The 17,283-nt window shown below is 63.0% G+C and carries 5 protein-coding genes; all 5 read right to left on the bottom strand.

The genetic code is table 11. The annotated features are described in order from the left end of the window. Window positions 1-8 precede the first annotated feature (8 nt). The 5 genes from ACZ9J7_RS12470 to ACZ9J7_RS12450 all read right to left on the bottom strand — a co-directional run bounded on the left by ACZ9J7_RS12470 (window position 9) and on the right by ACZ9J7_RS12450 (window position 17,147). Window positions 9-938 carry a protein NO VEIN domain-containing protein gene (locus ACZ9J7_RS12470; RefSeq protein ID WP_476209785.1) on the bottom strand — a complete coding sequence of 310 codons (930 nt, stop codon included), beginning with the start codon at window positions 936-938 and terminating at the stop codon, window positions 9-11. Between the two features lie 97 nt (window positions 939-1,035). Next, window positions 1,036-3,297 (bottom strand): 3'-5' exonuclease, encoded by a 2,262-nt coding sequence (locus ACZ9J7_RS12465; protein ID WP_476209784.1) that lies wholly within the window; start codon window positions 3,295-3,297, stop codon window positions 1,036-1,038. 1 nt (window position 3,298) lies between these two features. Next, window positions 3,299-9,664: a DEAD/DEAH box helicase gene (locus tag ACZ9J7_RS12460; RefSeq protein ID WP_476209783.1), complete on the bottom strand. Its 6,366-nt coding sequence runs from the start codon at window positions 9,662-9,664 to the stop codon at window positions 3,299-3,301. Next, window positions 9,664-14,286, bottom strand: a complete 4,623-nt coding sequence (locus ACZ9J7_RS12455; protein WP_476209781.1) for an Eco57I restriction-modification methylase domain-containing protein — start codon at window positions 14,284-14,286, stop codon at window positions 9,664-9,666. The genes ACZ9J7_RS12460 and ACZ9J7_RS12455 overlap by 1 nt, the downstream gene beginning before the upstream one ends. Beyond that, complete coding sequence (locus tag ACZ9J7_RS12450) at window positions 14,286-17,147, bottom strand: helicase-related protein (RefSeq protein WP_476209779.1); 2,862 nt, start codon at window positions 17,145-17,147, stop codon at window positions 14,286-14,288. The genes ACZ9J7_RS12455 and ACZ9J7_RS12450 overlap by 1 nt, the downstream gene beginning before the upstream one ends. Window positions 17,148-17,283: the final 136 nt, after the last annotated feature.

Below are 17,283 nucleotides of genomic sequence, written 5' to 3'. Positions count from 1 at the left end.
TGGGATCCTTAATCCAGGAAGTACTCATAACTCAAGGGCACGAGGTTTTCGGGCGACGGCTTCCAGTCGGGATACACGTTCATTAGGCCGTCCTCGGTGGTGATGGTGCCATCCAGATGTCGCTCCCACTGAATCTCAGCCACGACCACCAGGTCCGTCCGGTCGAATTCGTTAGCATTGCTCACCTCGTTTCGGGTGAGGATGACCTTCTCAACATGACCTTGAGAACCCTTCACTTCGACGCGGCGAACTTGGTCGCCGCGCACTGCTTCCAGGTCGTAGGACCGGTATGCTCCGACGTCCTCCACCGTGAACCCCGAAGACTCGTAATGCCTTATCGCCTGACGCACGGCCTGCATTTCAATTTCCCTTTTCAGGACGGGATCCGCGCAGAAGCCAGCATAGCGCTGCCGCACACCGTTTTGCCCGCTCAACGGCGGCGCAACCAGGGGGCGGTCGAAGCCGCCCCAATCGCTGTCCGGTAGCAGGTCCGGAGCCGCATCGATGACCTCCGCGGGGAGCTTGAACAGATATCCCTGGTTTGGTTTCAGCCCGCTCGTTGGGTGCTCCTGAAACGGAAAATAGATGGTGAATTTGCCGCGACCGGAGTAATCACGTTCAAGTTCGCTCTTAATGCCGAGGATGTCGGACTGATGATCTGCACGGAGATCGGTCAGGAGATACGGACGAGGCAGCGGGGTGTAATTCGTCAAGGGAATCGTGTTTGCAGGCTTCCCATCCCAGTCACCCGCACGGGGTTGAAGGTCCCCCGCTACGATCGACGCGCCATACATGCCGGATTTGAAGCGCATTGGGTTGTTCTTGCCAACCCAATGGAGAACAACATCACCAACGCGCACGTCCCGCATCAAGTCATAACGTGGTGTATCGGGTGCAATGAGTTCACTCCCCCACGTGTCCACATTGACCAGTTCCATCCAGTACCGCTGCTTGGCGTCCCCGTCCCACCATCGGGACTTCTTCGCCGTCGATCCTGCCACCATTTCTCCCCCAATCACCGTTGATGTATCGAAACTACTTTGTACCAAGCAGCTCTGACGGTTTGCCGCTCCATGACACAACAAGCCCGTCCCGCGCCCTGGTAGCCGCGACGTAGAGGAGCGAACGCTCGCGCAGAAGCGCATCCGCTTGTTCGGCCGGAGCCAGATTCTGCAACTGGTAGGCGGCTGGCATCGACTGATCCGACATACCGAACAGAACAACTCGGGTGAACTCCATGCCCTTTGACCGGTGCATGGTCATCACAGACGGCACGCCGGAAACAACAGTGGAACCGGCAATCCGCGCCTCTAGTCCCCGTTCGTTGAGTCCGCTGATTACCTTGCCAATCTGGAAGTTCGCGCGAACCAGGATACCGACTGTTTCAAGCGGCACGCCTTCCTCCTGCCATGTCCGCAGCGTCTGGGCGAGGTTGTCCAGCTCCTCCACATAGGACGTTGCCGCGTGTTCCTGCGGCTTCGGTCCCACACGGGAAGACGTATAGCCGTTGACGGATTCATCAGTGCCCTCGATGTCCGTGACCGGAACACCCTTCAGCAGTCCGACGGCGTACGCCAGGTTTTGCTGTGTGGTGCGGTAGTTGAGGGTCAGCCGCCGAGACCTGCCGACAATTCCGATGCCAAAACGGGACAGCGGCACTTTCTGTCCGTAGATGCGTTGGTGCGAGTCCTCAGCAATAAACAGGTCGTCAGGACCCTGCTGCACCAGTTCCCGCAGGAAGAGCCAGTGACCTGCGTGCAGGTCCTGGGCCTCATCGATGAGCACGTGGTCCGCCATCCGCGTCACGCCATTCTCACTACGTTGCCGGAGCACCAACGCTGCGAGGTGGGCCATCTCAACAAAGGAGGCATGCATGTCGATCCGGTTGTAGTACCTGTAGCCCTCGATGACCTTCCACACGGCCAGCCTCTTGGCGCGGTTGAGTGCGGTACCGCGCCCCGCGCGGGGGACCTTGAGATACTCGTCTTTACCCGTAATAGAGTTTGGCAGCACAACGGTCTCATATTCCTGCTGCAGGAACGTGGGGTTGGCGAGCTCGGGCTCCAGCTCGTGCTCCACGTCGCTAAGCGCGGATTCCCACTGTTGGCGCGCTCGATCGGCCTCCAGTATCTTGCCCGGAGCTGCAGCCTCAAGGCCAAACAGATCCTTCATTGACTGCCGCTGTTCCAGTTCGGAAGCGGCACGGAAGACCTTGCTGACGAGCGAATCCACACCAGCAACATGAATACCCCGGTCACCAGGCTTGGATGCCCGAGGAAGACCTGCGTCGAGCTTTGCCAGTCCGCTCTCAAGCGACTCAGCAAGCGTGGTGGTGTACGTAGTCAGCACTATGCGAGAAGAAGGCTCCGCGAGAGCAAGCGCCCTTGCCCGGTGAAGCAGCACAACAGTTTTGCCCGTGCCGGCACCTCCCGAGAGCCTGAAGGATCCGCTGTAGCGGCGTTCAGCATAAATGCGCTGCTCGGGGTGGAGGAACGTACGCCAGGAGTCGAAGTCGCCGCCTTCGATGACTTTCTTCAGTTCTTCGGAGTTGTCCCCCACGAACGTGAACTGCATCTTTGTTGCCGGGTGCTCCAGCGCCCGCTTGATCTTGTCCTCTTCGGACTCTTCTGGATCGTCGACATAGCGGCTCAGGGCCAGCTTTTCCTGCACTTCCCCGACGGATGTCCCTGCGGCAAGCTCCAGCAGCGCTGTGGCCTGCCACTCCGGGGCATCACTCAGTACATCCAGAAGCTCCTCATCTGATGAAGCAGCGAAGGCTCGGCTCACTAGATCGGCAGCGAGACCAAGGTTTCCAACCAGCTCACCCTGATCCATCCCGCACGATGCGAGCGGGTTCGTCCAGAGCTGTGGTGATTCAGGCTCTACCTTCTTCTCGGGAGCCTCCGGCTCAACCACCTCAACTGGCTCCTCGACGACGGCCTCGGGCGACGGCCCACCGGCCGCTGGCGTTGATGCCCGCACCACCTCGAGGACACCGTTGACAGAGTTCACCTGCAGCACGCTGGATCGGGCGATGTCGATTGCCTGGTCGTGAGGCCACGCACCGTAGTAGAAGTAGTGCGGGATGTTCTCGAAAGCAACTTTGAACAGCACTGCGCGGTAGTTCAAGTCGATACGGCCGGTGCGGACACGAGGGTCGGCAGGCATATGCATCGGTTCGATGTGGAGGCCCGGTGCAGTGTCATCCTTCTGCAACTTCTCGAAAAATGAGTAGACCTTGGCCTTCATTGCGCCGTCGATCTTGTCCTTCTGCTTGATCCAAGTCACGAGTGCCACGTCAAGCCCCCTTTGCCTTCAGCAGTTCGCGTATTTCATCAACGTCAATTCCCACGGTGGTCCATCCCGAGGCTTCCAGCCCCTCACGTTCGTCACCGTCGAACACCACGGCAAGGTGATGGTCCGGCCAGGCGATTGAAACTGGCACGCCGTCCACCTCGTATCCGAGCTCCGGCAGAATATCCAGACCGGTAGTGGCAAGCTGCAACAGCAGTGTTTTTTCGAATTCAGTTGCCTGATCCAACAGTGGCTTCCACGCGGGTCCGACCTCATCCGCCATTTCCTGGCGCGCGACTTCTGCAGCAACCGAGCCGCCGGCGCTCACGTCGGAAGCTACGGATCCGATGGTCAAACCTATGGGTTTGAATGCCAGGAGGTTCGAGAGCTGCAGCCAAAGACGCCAAGAGGCTTCGTGCGAAGAAGAAGCCAGTGCATCCTGCCGATCATCAAGGCAAAGGCCGACGGCGATCGTGGACAGGCTGTTAGGCGAGCCCGCGGCAGCAAAGCCGACGCTGCCGGATCTGCACGTCCAGGCGGTCACACTGCCGGTGGGCAGCGGTGGCTCTTCTCCACGGGCCAAAGCCACAGCATGCCCGTAAACAGCGTCCGCGTCCGAAGGCTGTGGCTTCTCCTGCATGAGCATCAGCGGCACCAGTTCCGAGAACTTGGTCCAGGCTTCAGGATCCGGCTTGTTGACCCACTGCCAGAGCATGCTCATGGCATCCCGCCCCAGCACACCCATGATGGACGCGTCCACAGGGAACTTAGCCATGAGCTGGGCGTTGAGCTTGGCATTGGCCCAGGAAGGCAGCGCAACCGGAGCGTCGCGGCCGGCTTCGAACGCTTCCACGTCCTGCCACGTCACGGCCCACGGCACTGCGGCACCGGCCAGCTCTGAGCTGTGCCGGAGCTTGTCGCGCTTGGTAGCGTCATCCGCAATTCTGTTGTGTTCCGGGGACGCGTGGAAGGTGAAGCCGTCCGTGTAGATCGCCAGCACGGGGAAGTTCGGGTCCGGCGGTCCCTTGAGCAGGAAGTCGGGGCGGGTTCCGGCGACATCCACCTGCGGGATGAGCTGCCACTGGAACTGCTGACCGGGGATCCGGAAGGTGATGGTGTCCGCCAGCGCACCGGGGGTCACCTTTGTGTGTGCGCCCACCGCCTTCAGCCGGTCCATCCAGGCTTTTCGGAACCGCTTTTCCAGTAGCGACTCGATCGAGGTCTCGGCGTCGGGCGCCTCTTCGGTCACGGTCCAGTCGGAGAACGACGGCGGGAGGCCGCCGTCCGTGGCGGCCTCGCCGGAGCGCAGCAGCAGACCGAGCAGGCGTTCAGCACTGGCCCGAGCCACCTTATCCACCGTCCACGGATCGGCGAAGGGAAGCAGGCAGTGGTGGCACGCCAGCCGCTCCTCGATGCGGCAGCTGCAGTCGCGCATTGTTTGCCACGCAGCATGCAGCAGCTCCCAGACCCGTTCGGGGTTGGCGAACTCGGCCAGGTAGCCGGTGCCGCCGGGGACCTTGTCGTGCAGCATCAGGGCAATCCGGCTCCCGCCGTGTGCGGGATCGTTGATCCGCAGCACCCCAAGGTGGTCCGGAGCCCCGCCCAGAACTTTCTGAAGGCCCAGCAGCATGGCTGCCTGGAGACTCGGGACCGAGAAGTCGTCGCCGTAGGTCACGTCGAGGGGCAGATGAAGCACCACGCCCTGGGTGTTCAGTTCGCGGGCCAGCACCACTTCCTTGACGCTCTCCTGGGCTGCCTTGCGGTACTTGCACCAGAACCGGTGATCGGTGGGCAGATTCTCCTTGGCGGACTGGTCCAGCTGGCCACAGTAGGAACAGAGCCGGAACATCGGCGTCCGGACGTCGTCACCGGCGATGGTCCGCACTCCGCCGTTGGACGCCGTGCGTCCGGTGTTTAGCCAGCGGATGTCCACCCGGTTGAAGTATTCGGCGCCGAAGTCGTAGCCCTCCACAAACCAGCGCTTCTGCAGGTGCTGCGGGTCGATGTCCGCCGCGGCAACAATCGTGAAGCGTTCCCGCACGCGGTTGTCCCGGCGGTCGTTGATCGCGGCCTCGTCCCGCCGCACCTCGGCGGAGACCTTTTTCATGACCACGACGTCGAGAACCTGGCCCATGTCAGCGATCTCGGAACTGCCGCAGCGCAGACAGTTCTGCACGGCCGCCGCGGCGCCGAGGTCGGTTTTGATCCAGCCGCATTGCGGGCAGACCTGCCATTTTTGGATGTGGCTTTGCTGGGGGCCCAGGTCCACGGCGTCGATCAGGATTTCCATGCCCTGCGCGTAAAACGTGGCACCCGGCGCGAATTCGCTCAGCGCCACAGAGGCGCCACGGTTGTACGACACCGTGTCCGTGACGAATTCCTGCGTGTCCGCATCTTTCCAGGAGAGCCCCACATCCAGGCTGACCGAGTCGTCCAGGAGCGTGTAGTTGGGCAGCACACCGTAGGCCTCCAGGACCGAAATCCAGTACTGGCCTCGGAGCTGTTTGAGTTGGTCCCGGATCATTTTGAGGGTGGCTTTGGCGGTCCGAAGGGCCTGATGCGCATCGGAGGTTTTGTCGTCCAGCCGCTCCGCCAGGGCGGCCGCGGCCTCCAGCTCGGGCAGGGCGTTGCCGATTTCCTTGCGGCGGGTGTCCAGTTCGTCGACGTCGGCCTTCCACTCCCCTGCCGCCCGGATCAGGTGACGGGCGAGGCCGCTGGGCTCGCCAACGTCGTGGCGCGAGGCCCACGCTGTCAGGCGGGCGGCGCTGTCCGCGGAAATCCGTTCGCCGAACTGGTCCAGGAACTCGGCGAGATACGCAGGGGCGTCCGCGGTGGCGTCCTCGATCAGGTCCCCGATGAACGATCCCGGCGCGACGCTCCCGAGGGCTTGGATGGCGTCGACCGGGTGCGGCCGGCCCACGCCCCGGGCGAAGCGGTCCGCGACGTGGGCCACGTACTGGCGTCCCAGGATTTCTTCGGCATCCAGATACGTGGCGGGCGGCCGGACCTCCCCGTTGATGACGGAAAGGGGCTCGTGGAGTTTGGGCAGGTGCTCGCCGCGGCCACGCACGAAGGCGAGGACGAGCGAGTTGCCGGTCAGGCGGCCGGCGCGGCCGACGCGTTGCAGATAGGAAGCGACGGACGTCGGCAACGAGGCCAGCATGACGCAGGAGAGGTCCCCGATGTCGATGCCCATCTCCAGCGTGGGGGTGGCGACCAGGACGTTGGGGGCCTGCGGGTTGTCGGCGCCGGACTTGAACTGCGTTTCGTAGAGGATCCTCGTCGCGTCGTCGAGCAGCGAGGTGTGTTCCCGGGCCACCACCCGCTTACTCTCGCGTGAGGAGTAGAGGTCGCGGTAGAAGTTGCGGGCGTCTGCGGCGTGCCGCTGCAGGGTCCCGCTGCACCGGACCAGCGTGCAGGGGCCGCCAACCAGCTGGTCGATGACCGTCAGGCTCCCGGGGGTGATGGCCTGGCAGACCTTGCACTGGACGGTGTGGCGTCCTGCGGCCAGATCCTCGGCATCCGGGACGGAGAGCACGATTTTCTCCGGGTCCAGCCAGTAGACATCGGCGCCGGAATTCGTCTTGGAGCTGCCGAGGGTTCCGTCGTCGGCGAGTGCGGTGATGAGTGCCTTGGCAAGGTAACCGCTGTCGGCGGGGGCGACGCCGAGACAGCGGGCTGTCCAGCGTGCGTACCAGGATGCCGCGGAAGTGACGCCGTCCAGGTTGTCGGTGGCTGCAGCGGCGGGTCCGATCCGGGGGAAGGCCGGGGCCGGCCGGCCGGAGGGGAACGCGGGCATGCCTTCGCCCTTGGGCCGCCCGCCCCAGATCTGCCAGCGTTTGCCGTCGGTCGCGATGTAGCCTTTGAGCCATTCGTGGTGGACGCCGCCCTGGAGACGGACCCTTTCCACGGTGCCCCGGATCCAGTGCAGGAGCTGCTGTTGCGTCGGTGCGGCGTCGCCGACCATGGTTTGGTGGAGGGCCGAGTCGTAGGCTTTGCGGGCTACGGAGAGCATGCGCGTGGGGTTGCCGGCGTCGGTTTCGACGGCCAGGGACCCGGTGAGTTCCAGGGTCCGGCCGGTTCGGGACTGGAGGCCGAGCTCCAGAAGGGCGTCGAACTGCAGGCGGCGTTTGGCGAAACGCCGGGCCCGGACACGTTCCGCCGGGGAAGCCTTCGGGTCCCAAAAAGGGCGGAAGCTTTGCCGGTCCACGAATTCGGGCGCGATCAGCTGGTATCGGGCCCCCGGTGTGTCCGCGCGGGCAATTGCGGCGTCCACGAGTTCCGAAAGCGTGGCCGGCTGCTCGCCGAGGGCGCGGCGCAGGGCGGTACGGAGCGTCATGGTGTGGGAGCGAGACTGGACGTATCCGGCCCGGTGCGCGGCGTCCTGGACGCTGTCGGTGAAGACGAGGGCTTTCTTTTCCTCGTCGTTCAGGCCCTCGGCGCCGAACAGGTTGGAGATACTCACGGAGAGCATGGTGGCGATGGCGCTGCCCATGAAGGCGATGCCGTCCTTGGCCAGGCAGGACGGGCAGACGTCCTTCTTGGACTGGTCGTCCGCGTCCTGGCCGGTGAGCATCAGGACGGGAATAATCCGCCCTTCAGCGAGGTCGGCGCTGTCCGCTTTCGGTGGCACGGTGGAGAGGCCACGGTTGACGGTGTGGAGCCAGTGCAGGCCCTGCACCTGCTCCGAGCCGTCCTGGTGGAATTCAATGATGTCCGCCTCGGCCGCGGCCGAGATGAGGGTCCGGAAGCGCGGGTTGTTGGTCACGCGTGCTTCACGGATCTTGGAGTCGTCCAGCTCCAGTTCCAGGCCGGTGGGAGCCAGGACGGCGCCCCAGCCCGAGCGGCCACAGTGCCGGCAGTAGAGTGCCGGCAGGAACATGTCGTGGGACTGGTCCACGCCGTCGTCGGACCAGCGGAAGCGCGGCGTTGTGTCGACTGCGGCGTCCACGCGGGACATCTCGCGGATCCACAGGTGCGTCTCCACGGTCAGGGCGGCCCTGCCGTGGCGGGCGCGGATGTGACTGAGGAGTGCGATGACGTGGGAGAGGAACTCTTCCGCGGCCTGCGGTCGCACCCTCTCCGGTAGCGAATGGTCCGGCAAGATCGCTTTTGACAGGTCCGAGAGCGCGACGGCGGTACTCGCATGCGTCAGGAGGGCAGCGGTGAGCGGGTGCGTGCGCATCGCGTCCAGAAGGTCCACGGGGCGATGTTCGCCGAACAGCGCCTTCAGGACGGGCTCGACGACGGCTTCAGGGCCTTTGCCGCCCTCGCGCAGTTCCGCGACGGCGTTGTTGGTGGTGGTGATGTCGAGGGCGACGGCGTGCAGCTCCCGGCCCTGTACGGTTCCGTTTCCGAGCTGGGTCCAAGCTTCCTGGCTGAGCCGGGATTCGGTAATGACAGCCTCGGCCGGGAAGACTTCGCCGAAGACAGTCTCCGCGAAGCGGAGCATCGCGTCCGGGTCGCCTTTGCTGCCCAGCGTCGCGGATGTGGCAACCGGAGTGGCCCGGCCCAGGGGGCGGTCCCGGTCTTCCTCGCTCAGCCCGTGGGGATGGTTCGTCAGGTCGTCCGGCCAGTAGCTCTTGAGCGTCAGTCCGAGTCGGCGCAACAGCATGGCGACGTCGGTTCCCTGGGCACCGTCGTAGGTGTGGAATTCGTCCAGGACCACGTATTGCAGGCTGGCCGCGGATTTCTGCCACAGCGGCGCGTCGGCGTGGCGGAGCAGGAGCATGTCCAGCATTTTGTAGTTGGTCAGCAGGATGTCCGGAGGGTCCTGGTGGAAGACGTCGCGGTCATTGATCAGACCGTCCCGGGCTACTTTGGTGCTGTTGGAGTCTTTTTGGCCGGTGTAGATGCCGGCGGTGACGCCTGAGAGTTCCGGATGCGTGGTCAGTAGCTCGGCCAGACGTTTGGCTTGGTCGTTGGCAAGGGCGTTCATGGGGTAGAGGATGAGCGCCTTAATGCCGGTGATGCCCTCGCGTTTGGCTCGCAGAACATGGTCCAGGATCGGGTAGAGAAACGCCTCCGTCTTACCAGAGCCGGTGCCGGTGGTGACCAATGTGGGTTCCGGACGGCGGGGTGCACCAGCCGAGCCCTTGCTACTGAGCCGCTGGAACGCCTTGGCCTGGTGGCCGTACGGCTCGAAACCCTCGCACCAGTCGAGGCAGTCGCGCCAGCCAGGCTCGGCAGTTTCGAAGGGAAGCCGCAGCCGGACGTAGGCGCCCTTGAAGAGTCCCTGCTCCGGATCCGCAAGGAAGTCCTTGATTGCTGACTGAGCGTTCCCGTCCGTCAGCGCGAACGTGGTGGCGAGGTAGTCAGAGAGCCCCCGGCGCAGATCCCCGGCCTGGGTGGTGGGCAGAAGCTCTGACATCAGGACTTCTCCTCCAGCATGTTCGAGAAGTGCGCGTAGGCCTTCCGCATGTCTTCCTCGCGGTCGAAGCTTTGGAACGGGAACTCGAAAACGTACTCAACACCACTCTGCGGGTGCGTCCAAGTGCGCTCTTCCAAGGTCAGATTCTCGCCGGTCTTGCGGTAGAGCCGGTTCATGTCACCCGGAACCTTGCGGCCGTTGGTATCGTATAAGTCGCTTCGCTCGTATCCAAAAAGCACAGGAAATTGGGTGCGGTATATGGTACATAGCTCGTCTACGGATAAGTTCCAGCCAATGGCTACCAAAACGTCGATTTCGAGCTCCATCTGCCTGCGTAATGAGGCCCGTCGAATTGGCGAGTTGGGGCTCCATGTTTCGCCCATAATGGTGTCCCATAAGGGTGCATATGCGTCAGTAAGGCAGGTGAGCCTGGCCATCCGCTGGACGACCTCGCTGGCTATGTTGTCTCGATTCCTAGATAGGACGGGAAATCCTTGTACTAGTGCTCCACGCAAATCTCCCGCACCAGAGACTTTCAGGAGAAAGTCAGCAGGGATCGACGCGAACGTCCCAGCGATCCTTAGAATGGCCGCTGCGTCGAGCCTTGGATGTCCTGCTGCGTGAACACCGTCGACATGCGCCGTTCCAGGAGGAATGACCGATACATACAACGATCGTTTCCCAGTGGGGGCTATCATTTTGCGCCATGCAATGCGGAAATATAGAAGTGGACTAACCAGCGCGTCGTCAACCAACCAAGGTGTGAAGGCAGCCTTGTACTCCTGGGCTGCTTTGGCCACCTGGTAGCTCGTGCGTGGAACAAAATCGAAGGCCAGAGCCTCGATGTCGATTTCGGTCCAATCAAGATTGTGCTTCATGGTCGGGTTCGGCTGTTTGGAGAAGGGGTTAGCCACCGTGAAATGTGGGCCCTGGAGTATCACCTCGTCCCAGTGCTCATTCACAGCAGATCCGACCTCGAAATAGCCATTCTTGCGATCTAGAGATTCGTCCCAGCCACGTGAGTATTGAAGGCGAAGGTCCCGAATGCGTGGGGCTTTGCTCAGCTTCTCTAGGACTCGAACACTCGTTGCATTAAGCGGATATACCATGCGCGCTTGGAGTGGCGCGGTACCTGGCTCATCAAGGATGCCGGCCCACACGGCCAGCACCGATTCATCAACGATAATGATCCGTTCCGAATGACCACGAGTTTCCCAGTTTCCTTCGGAGTCTTTTAGTCCAGGAACGTCGCCAGATCCGTCATGCGCCTCAGATCGAGCGACGGTGTCCGGATGAAACAGAGATGCAGCCATTCGAAATTGCGGGTTTTCTCGGCGAGACCCATACACGTGGACGCCGTATGTTATACGGTGGTGAATTTCAAAAAGAGATAACTCGTTGACAAACTGCCAATGTCGCCTTAGTCGTCGGTACGTTTCGGCTCTAAGATGCGCCGCTTTCTTCTCCGTAAAGTGGGACTCGGGATGAATTAGCCCAATCACCCCTGTCTCAGCAGATGAACGCCAAGTGCGCACCATGAACGCGCGATAAAGATCCGGCTGAAGTCCGCGCAGAGCAGAGTAGTCTCCAGTTGAGCCGAGGAACTCCGAGAGAACGCCTGTCGGAACAGCGTTCCCAACGAAGTATTCGCGCATACCGCGCCGGGCCAGAGTCTCATCGCGTTTTGCCTTGACCTGCGCTTGAGTCGGCCTATCGACAAGCTGCCACCAAGGATCGCCCTCGGCCAGAAGAGCGGCTTCATCCGAGCGCGGCCGAACCCACGGCGGATTACCAACTTGAAGGTCGAAGCCACCCCGTCCGAAAACCGAGGCGAAGTCGAGCTCCCAGTGGAAGAACCCCTGGTCGGCGGCGATTTTTTCGCACACCTGCATCCAGGGATGTTGCTTCTTGACGATCTCGATGTCCGTTGCCAGGGCAAACTCAAGGTCAGCCCGTTCGGCGTCATTCAGTTCTTCCCAGGTCGACGCGGCCCCAAAGGTCTGTTGCCCCACCATTTTCGATTCTTTGCCATGCAGGCCAAGAATCGCTTCCAGCCCTGCAAGCCATTCCTCCAAGGTCGGTGGTGTCGACCCCCCGGTCGCCCGCTCTGTCAGAGGCCAGAACCACAGCGCGTTCCAGGCATCCATCACCCGGCGAAGGCGCTGATAGGCGCCGTTCGGGTCGTTGAGCCTTTCCTCGATCTGCTCGCGGGTGACGGCTTGGGCCCGTGTGCCTGCATCGTCCATCTCGACAGTTGAGGGCTGTTTGCCGAAGTAGTCGATGTCCCGGCGGGCCTCAGTCTCGGCGACTTGAAACCGGCGCAACGTCAGCTTCCACAGCGATTCCACCCGGCGGCCGAGGTTCACCATGCGGTCGATCTGCGTTTTGCCGGGTTTGGACCTGACCTTGTTGCGCCAGGCCTTGAGCTCCTGCTGTGCCTCCCCTGCCAGGTCCTTGACTTCTTTGGCATCGGCGGCCGCGCCCCAGCCTTCGGCAGGGAGCAGGAAATGATGGATGCGGCCCACCACATTGGGATCGTCGGTCTCGGCAGTCACGGCCGCGACGAGCCCGGTCAGGACAGCGTCCTGCGGAGCGCTCTTGAGCCATGACTTGTCGTTGACTGACTGCCGTGAGTACATGGCCCGGCGGGCGCCGATCAGCGAGTTGCCTGGGCGCAGACGAAGCCCGAACCACGGCGCCTGCAGGTCCTTCACCATGGTGTCCAGCCAGAGGGAGACTTCGGCGAGTTCAACCGCCGTCGAGTTCAGGTCCACGCCGTGGACCTGGTGCAAGGCGATCTGGGCCTTGACCTTCTGAAGCTCCTGTGGGTATTCGTCCGCCGGGATACGGACATCCAGCTCCTCCTGTTTGCGCTTCAGGTACTCGTCGGCGAGCTGGCGGACAGCTTCCAGGGCGAACGCGCCGGAGCCCAGGGCCGGCTCGCAGACGGTCAGGTTCAGGATGTCGTCGGCGGCCGTCTTCTGGTCGTTCTGGTCCAGCAGTTCTTCGAGCGCTTGGGACACAACGAATTTGGTCAGTACCTCGGGGGTGTAATAGGAGGCGGACTGTTGGCGTTCGCGGCCGGCGAGTCGGAAGACGAACGAGCCTACAGGGTGCAGCACCGGGCGGCGCTCCCCCGTCCGTTCGTCCTGTTCCACTACGAAGTGCTTGGCGTCTATAGACTCGGAACGGTCCACCGGGACCACCCAGGAACCTTTTTCCGGGTTTCCGTCTTTGGCCACTTCGTGCAAGGGCTCGGGGGCGATGAAACCCGTGTATGACATCAGGCCCTCGTAGACGGCCCCGAGCTGGTTGATGCCCAGCTCTGCGTAGGAAATGAAGCCGCGGTCCTTGCCCTTTGCTTCCTTGCTCAGCAACAGGTGCTGGAGGACGCGCTGCAGCTCAGCGTTGCTGAGCTTGGTGTCATTGATGAGCGACGTTGCGGCGTCGTGGAAGAGATCAGCCTTGAGCGGCTGGAAGACCAGACCTTCGTTCTCGCCGGAGGCATCCTCGGAGGGGTCTGCTCCTGCCGGAGAATGGCCGTTGTCCACCAGGTGAAAGAGCTGCGCGAGGGATTCGTAGATGTGGGTGCCGCGACGGGACTCCGGGGACTGGATGTTGACCAGGGTCAGTTCGCGCAACCGGTCCAGTCCGTAGCCCTCGTTATATTCGCCGGCTCCGACTGGAAGGACGCCCATCTCCGGGGAGGCCTCCGCGTAGAGCAGGAAGAGAATCCGATACAGGAACCGCAGGGATTGGCGGGCCAGGAGCTTGCCGTCTACGTCCTCACCGCCAAGGCCGGCTACACGGCGGCGGTCCAGGACATCGTTGGCGATGATCTCGATAGAGCGCCGGATGCCTTCGCGCAGATCCTGGGAAACGCCGACGGTGTGTTTGACGGAGGCCTCGAGGACGGCGTCCCACCAGATGGAGCCGTCCGGCGTCGGCATAAGTGTGTCGCGGCCAAAGATCGCCAGGAACCGGTCCGTCTCGGCGTTCTTCTTGGTGTCGTTGCGGTCCGCGACCAGGAGCGCGTCCGCGGCGAGATAGCGGCCCTCGGCCCAGCGCTCCTGTTCGGTTAGCACCAGCCACCGACCGGCCATTATGACAACGAATTTGGGGGCCTTGTCCGAGAGGTAGGCCTCGGACACGGCTTTCGCCACCGTCAGCGCCGGGGACGGCTCTTTGTCGTCCACCAGAATCCGCCCGAGCGGAAGCACCGTGGACAGCACGTCTTCCAGCGCGTCCGCCGGGGCGGCCTCGATGAACAGGACCTCGGAGTTCTCCGTGGCCCACACACCGGGCACGAGCGTTTCGGTGCCGCTGCGCTCGAAGGTGACGGTCGCCGTCGGGCCCTTAAAGCCGAGGGCGCCACGCACGAGTGCGTAGGCCTCAGACGCACCCGCCGGGTCTTCCGACAGCCCGGCTAGCAGGATCTGGAGGCGTCCCCGGACCTCAGCGAAGCGGGTCAGGGTGGTGGAGTGGCCTTCCTTCGCTGCCTCGTCCCAGGTCTTGCGGAGTTTGACGACCTCGGCCTGGAACGATTCCTTGGTGGAGTCCGTGGTGAAGAAGTGTTCGCTAATCCAGTCTTCGCCTACAACGATTGAATCAAAGGACGGCATTACTGGTCAGCACCTTCCGGGACGGCGACAGGGGTTGCGCGGGGAACGACGATCAGGAGGGGACGGACCAGGCGTTGGGCCGGGGCGAGCGACTCCGCGATGCTCTGCTCCTCGCTGACACGCTCGCGTTGCTTTTTCACTTCCGCCCGCTGTGCGAAATCGAAGGACAGTTGGGTCCAGTCCGTGGCCCGGTCCTTCCAGGCCTGCAGCCGCTGGTTGGCAGAGTTGGCAGCCGCTTCAAAGGTCAGCTGCATGGTCTGGCGGGCGCTCTCCACCGCCTGCGGCAGCAGGGCCTGCAGCCCGTTCACGGTGACCGGTCCGGGGTTGGTCGCCTTGGCGTTGACGCCGATGCTGCTTAGGTGTTCGCCCAGATCCTCGAGGGGTTCGGAGAGACAGAACGTCGGGTTGGCGGGGTCGGGGAAGTCCACCGCGATGAAGGCTTTGGAGACCACCTGCCCCCGGCGGTTCATCAGCGTTCCCATGAGCAGGATCTGGGCGGCGTCGACGTCGCCGCGGACAACGAGGACTTCGCTGCGGGACATCGAGGACAGGGCCCGGTCGCTGGCCCAGTCCAGGACGGGGTGGAGCGGGCCGAGGTAGTGTGCCTCGGGCCAGCTCATGTCATCAGACTCGCGGGCGCGGTTCAGTTCCCGGGTGCCGGCGTCGACTGTCGTGGCGAGTTTGAGTCGCTCGGTGACGCGCCGCTCGGACAGGTAGTCCTGCGGAAGGTAGCCCAGGCGGTGCTGGAGGTCAACGGGCGGGTTGAGTTCGGCGAGGCCGTGGCCTGCGTGGACGGTCCAGCCGAGGACCTTGTGCGGATCACCGAAAGCCTCGTTCAGGGCTTCGTCGAGGAAGTCCAGGTCCGTGGAGTAGAGACCGAGCGGTTTCTCCACCGGGACAGTCTCGGTTTTCCCGTCGTCCTTCAGAGCCTCGAAGTCGAGGAAGTCCCAGAGGTCGCCTGAATCCTGGTCGGCGTCGGGCTCCCCGACAACATCCTCGAAGTCCTTCTTGCCGAGCAGGACGTCGCGGATGGCGTCTTCCTCCTGCTTGACGCTGTACTGCCCCATCAGGGAGGCGACATCGTTGAGGACCGTGTGTGCCTCATACTCGCGTTCCATCAGGCGCGTCAGGACCTTGATGTCGCCGGAGAAGCGGGTGTTGTGCGGGTTCAGGAGCAATGTGGTGATCTGCGGCTTCTGGCGCTGACCGAACCGATCGATGCGGCCGTTCCGCTGCTCGATCCGGATGAGGCTCCACGGGATGTCGAAGTGGATCAGATGATGGCATTCGGCGTGCAGGTTGACGCCTTCAGAAGCGACGTCGCCGGTGACCAGGATCCGCAGCGGGCTGTTGCCGCGCTTGAACTGGTCCACAATGCTTTGCTGCTCGACGTCGCTGAGGCCACCGTGCAGGAGTCCGACATTTTCCGGCTTGAGGCCGAGGGCCTTGGGCAGTGTCTCCTGCAGCCACTTGAGCGTGGCGACGCGCTCGGCGAAGACCACAGCCCGCACTGGGGAGCCCTTGCCGACGCCGATCTTCTTCAGATAGCTGACGAGCTCGGTGTACTTGGCGGATTCTTGGTTGTTGGCGGCTTGAGCGAGCTCGCTGAGGCGTTTGAGGGCATCAGCCTCCTTGGCCCCCGTCGGTAAATCGGCGTCGATCTTTCTCAGACGTTCGGTGACCGTTTCGGCCAGCGCGGCGGGGCTGGAGAGGAAAGCTTTCGCAAGGATCCAGGAGAAGAGAGCGCCGTTCTGGCCCGAATAAGGGGCGGGCTTGCCTTCGGGGTAGAGCCAGATGTCGGAGAGCTCCTCCGCGATGGCGTTCTCTGCCGCGGAGGCGGACACGAGCCGGTTGTCCGGTTCTTCCCGCTCGGCCCAGTCCGCGCCGACTTCCTGGGCGACCTCTGGGCTGTGCCGGTGCCGGCGGATGATGAGGTTCTCCACCTGTTTGGGGTCGAAAGTTCCGTCCGGGCGGACCGCGGTGGGGTCGAGCAGTCGCAGGATTTCCGCGAACGACTCGTTGCGTCCGTTGTGCGGGGTCGCGGACGCCAGGATCAAGGCTTCGGTGTTCGGCGCGAGCACTCGGGCGAGCTCGTTGTTCATGGCCTGGGTGTTGGTGACGTTGTGGGCCTCGTCGATGACCACCGCGTCCCAGTGCAGTTTCCCGAGCTGGGCCCGATACCGGGGGCTCTTGAGCGTATCCATGGAGATGATGGCGCGTTTGTAATACGTGAAGGGGTTGCGTGTGGCGGGTAGCTTCTGTCGGATTTTCTGGATGCCGGCGGAGTCGAGGCGGACGAATGGCAGAGCGAAGCGGCACCAAAGCTCGTGCTGCATCTGCTCGAGCACGTGGCGCGGGGTGACGATGAGGATTCGTTCGCCGCGGCCGCGTTTGACCAGCTCGCTGAGGATCATGCCGATCTCGAGGGTCTTACCGAGGCCCACGGCGTCTGCGATCAGGATTCGCGGACGGATGTTCTTGGTGTCCAGGGCCTTCGCGACCGCGATCTGCTGGTATTTGAGGTTCCGCGACAGCATCCGGGTGGAGACAGTCAGGCATTCAGCCGACTGCGGCGTCGGCGTCTTGCGGAGCGTGGTTTCCAGGAAGAGGCGTGCCCGGCGGTAGTTCGGGGTGTCGTCGGCGACGACCTTGGACTTGGCCGGGTCCACAACTTCGATGGTGTCCAATGCCGAGTAGAAGGCCGCCGTGGTGTCTCGAACGAGCTCGCTGAGGCCCTGGACCCTTATGAGGGTGCCGTCTACAGACTTCTCGACGCTGGTGACGAGCCAGTCCTCATCCCGGACGCGGACCACCGAACCGGGTGCGACGTTGAGTTCCCGGTGTGTGGCTGTAACTGTCAAGACCTGCTCCTGTACTTCGTGGTTCCCCAATACCATCAGCAGCGCTTTGCCAGACCTCTCGGCCGGAAGCTGGTGGTCAACCAAACATACTAGAGGCAACAGTCATGGCTTGACCGTCGCCAAGAGGGACGTGGGA

Source organism: Pseudarthrobacter sp. TE9888 (genome assembly GCF_056279345.1).
This window is presented reverse-complemented; position numbering and strand designations above follow the sequence as displayed.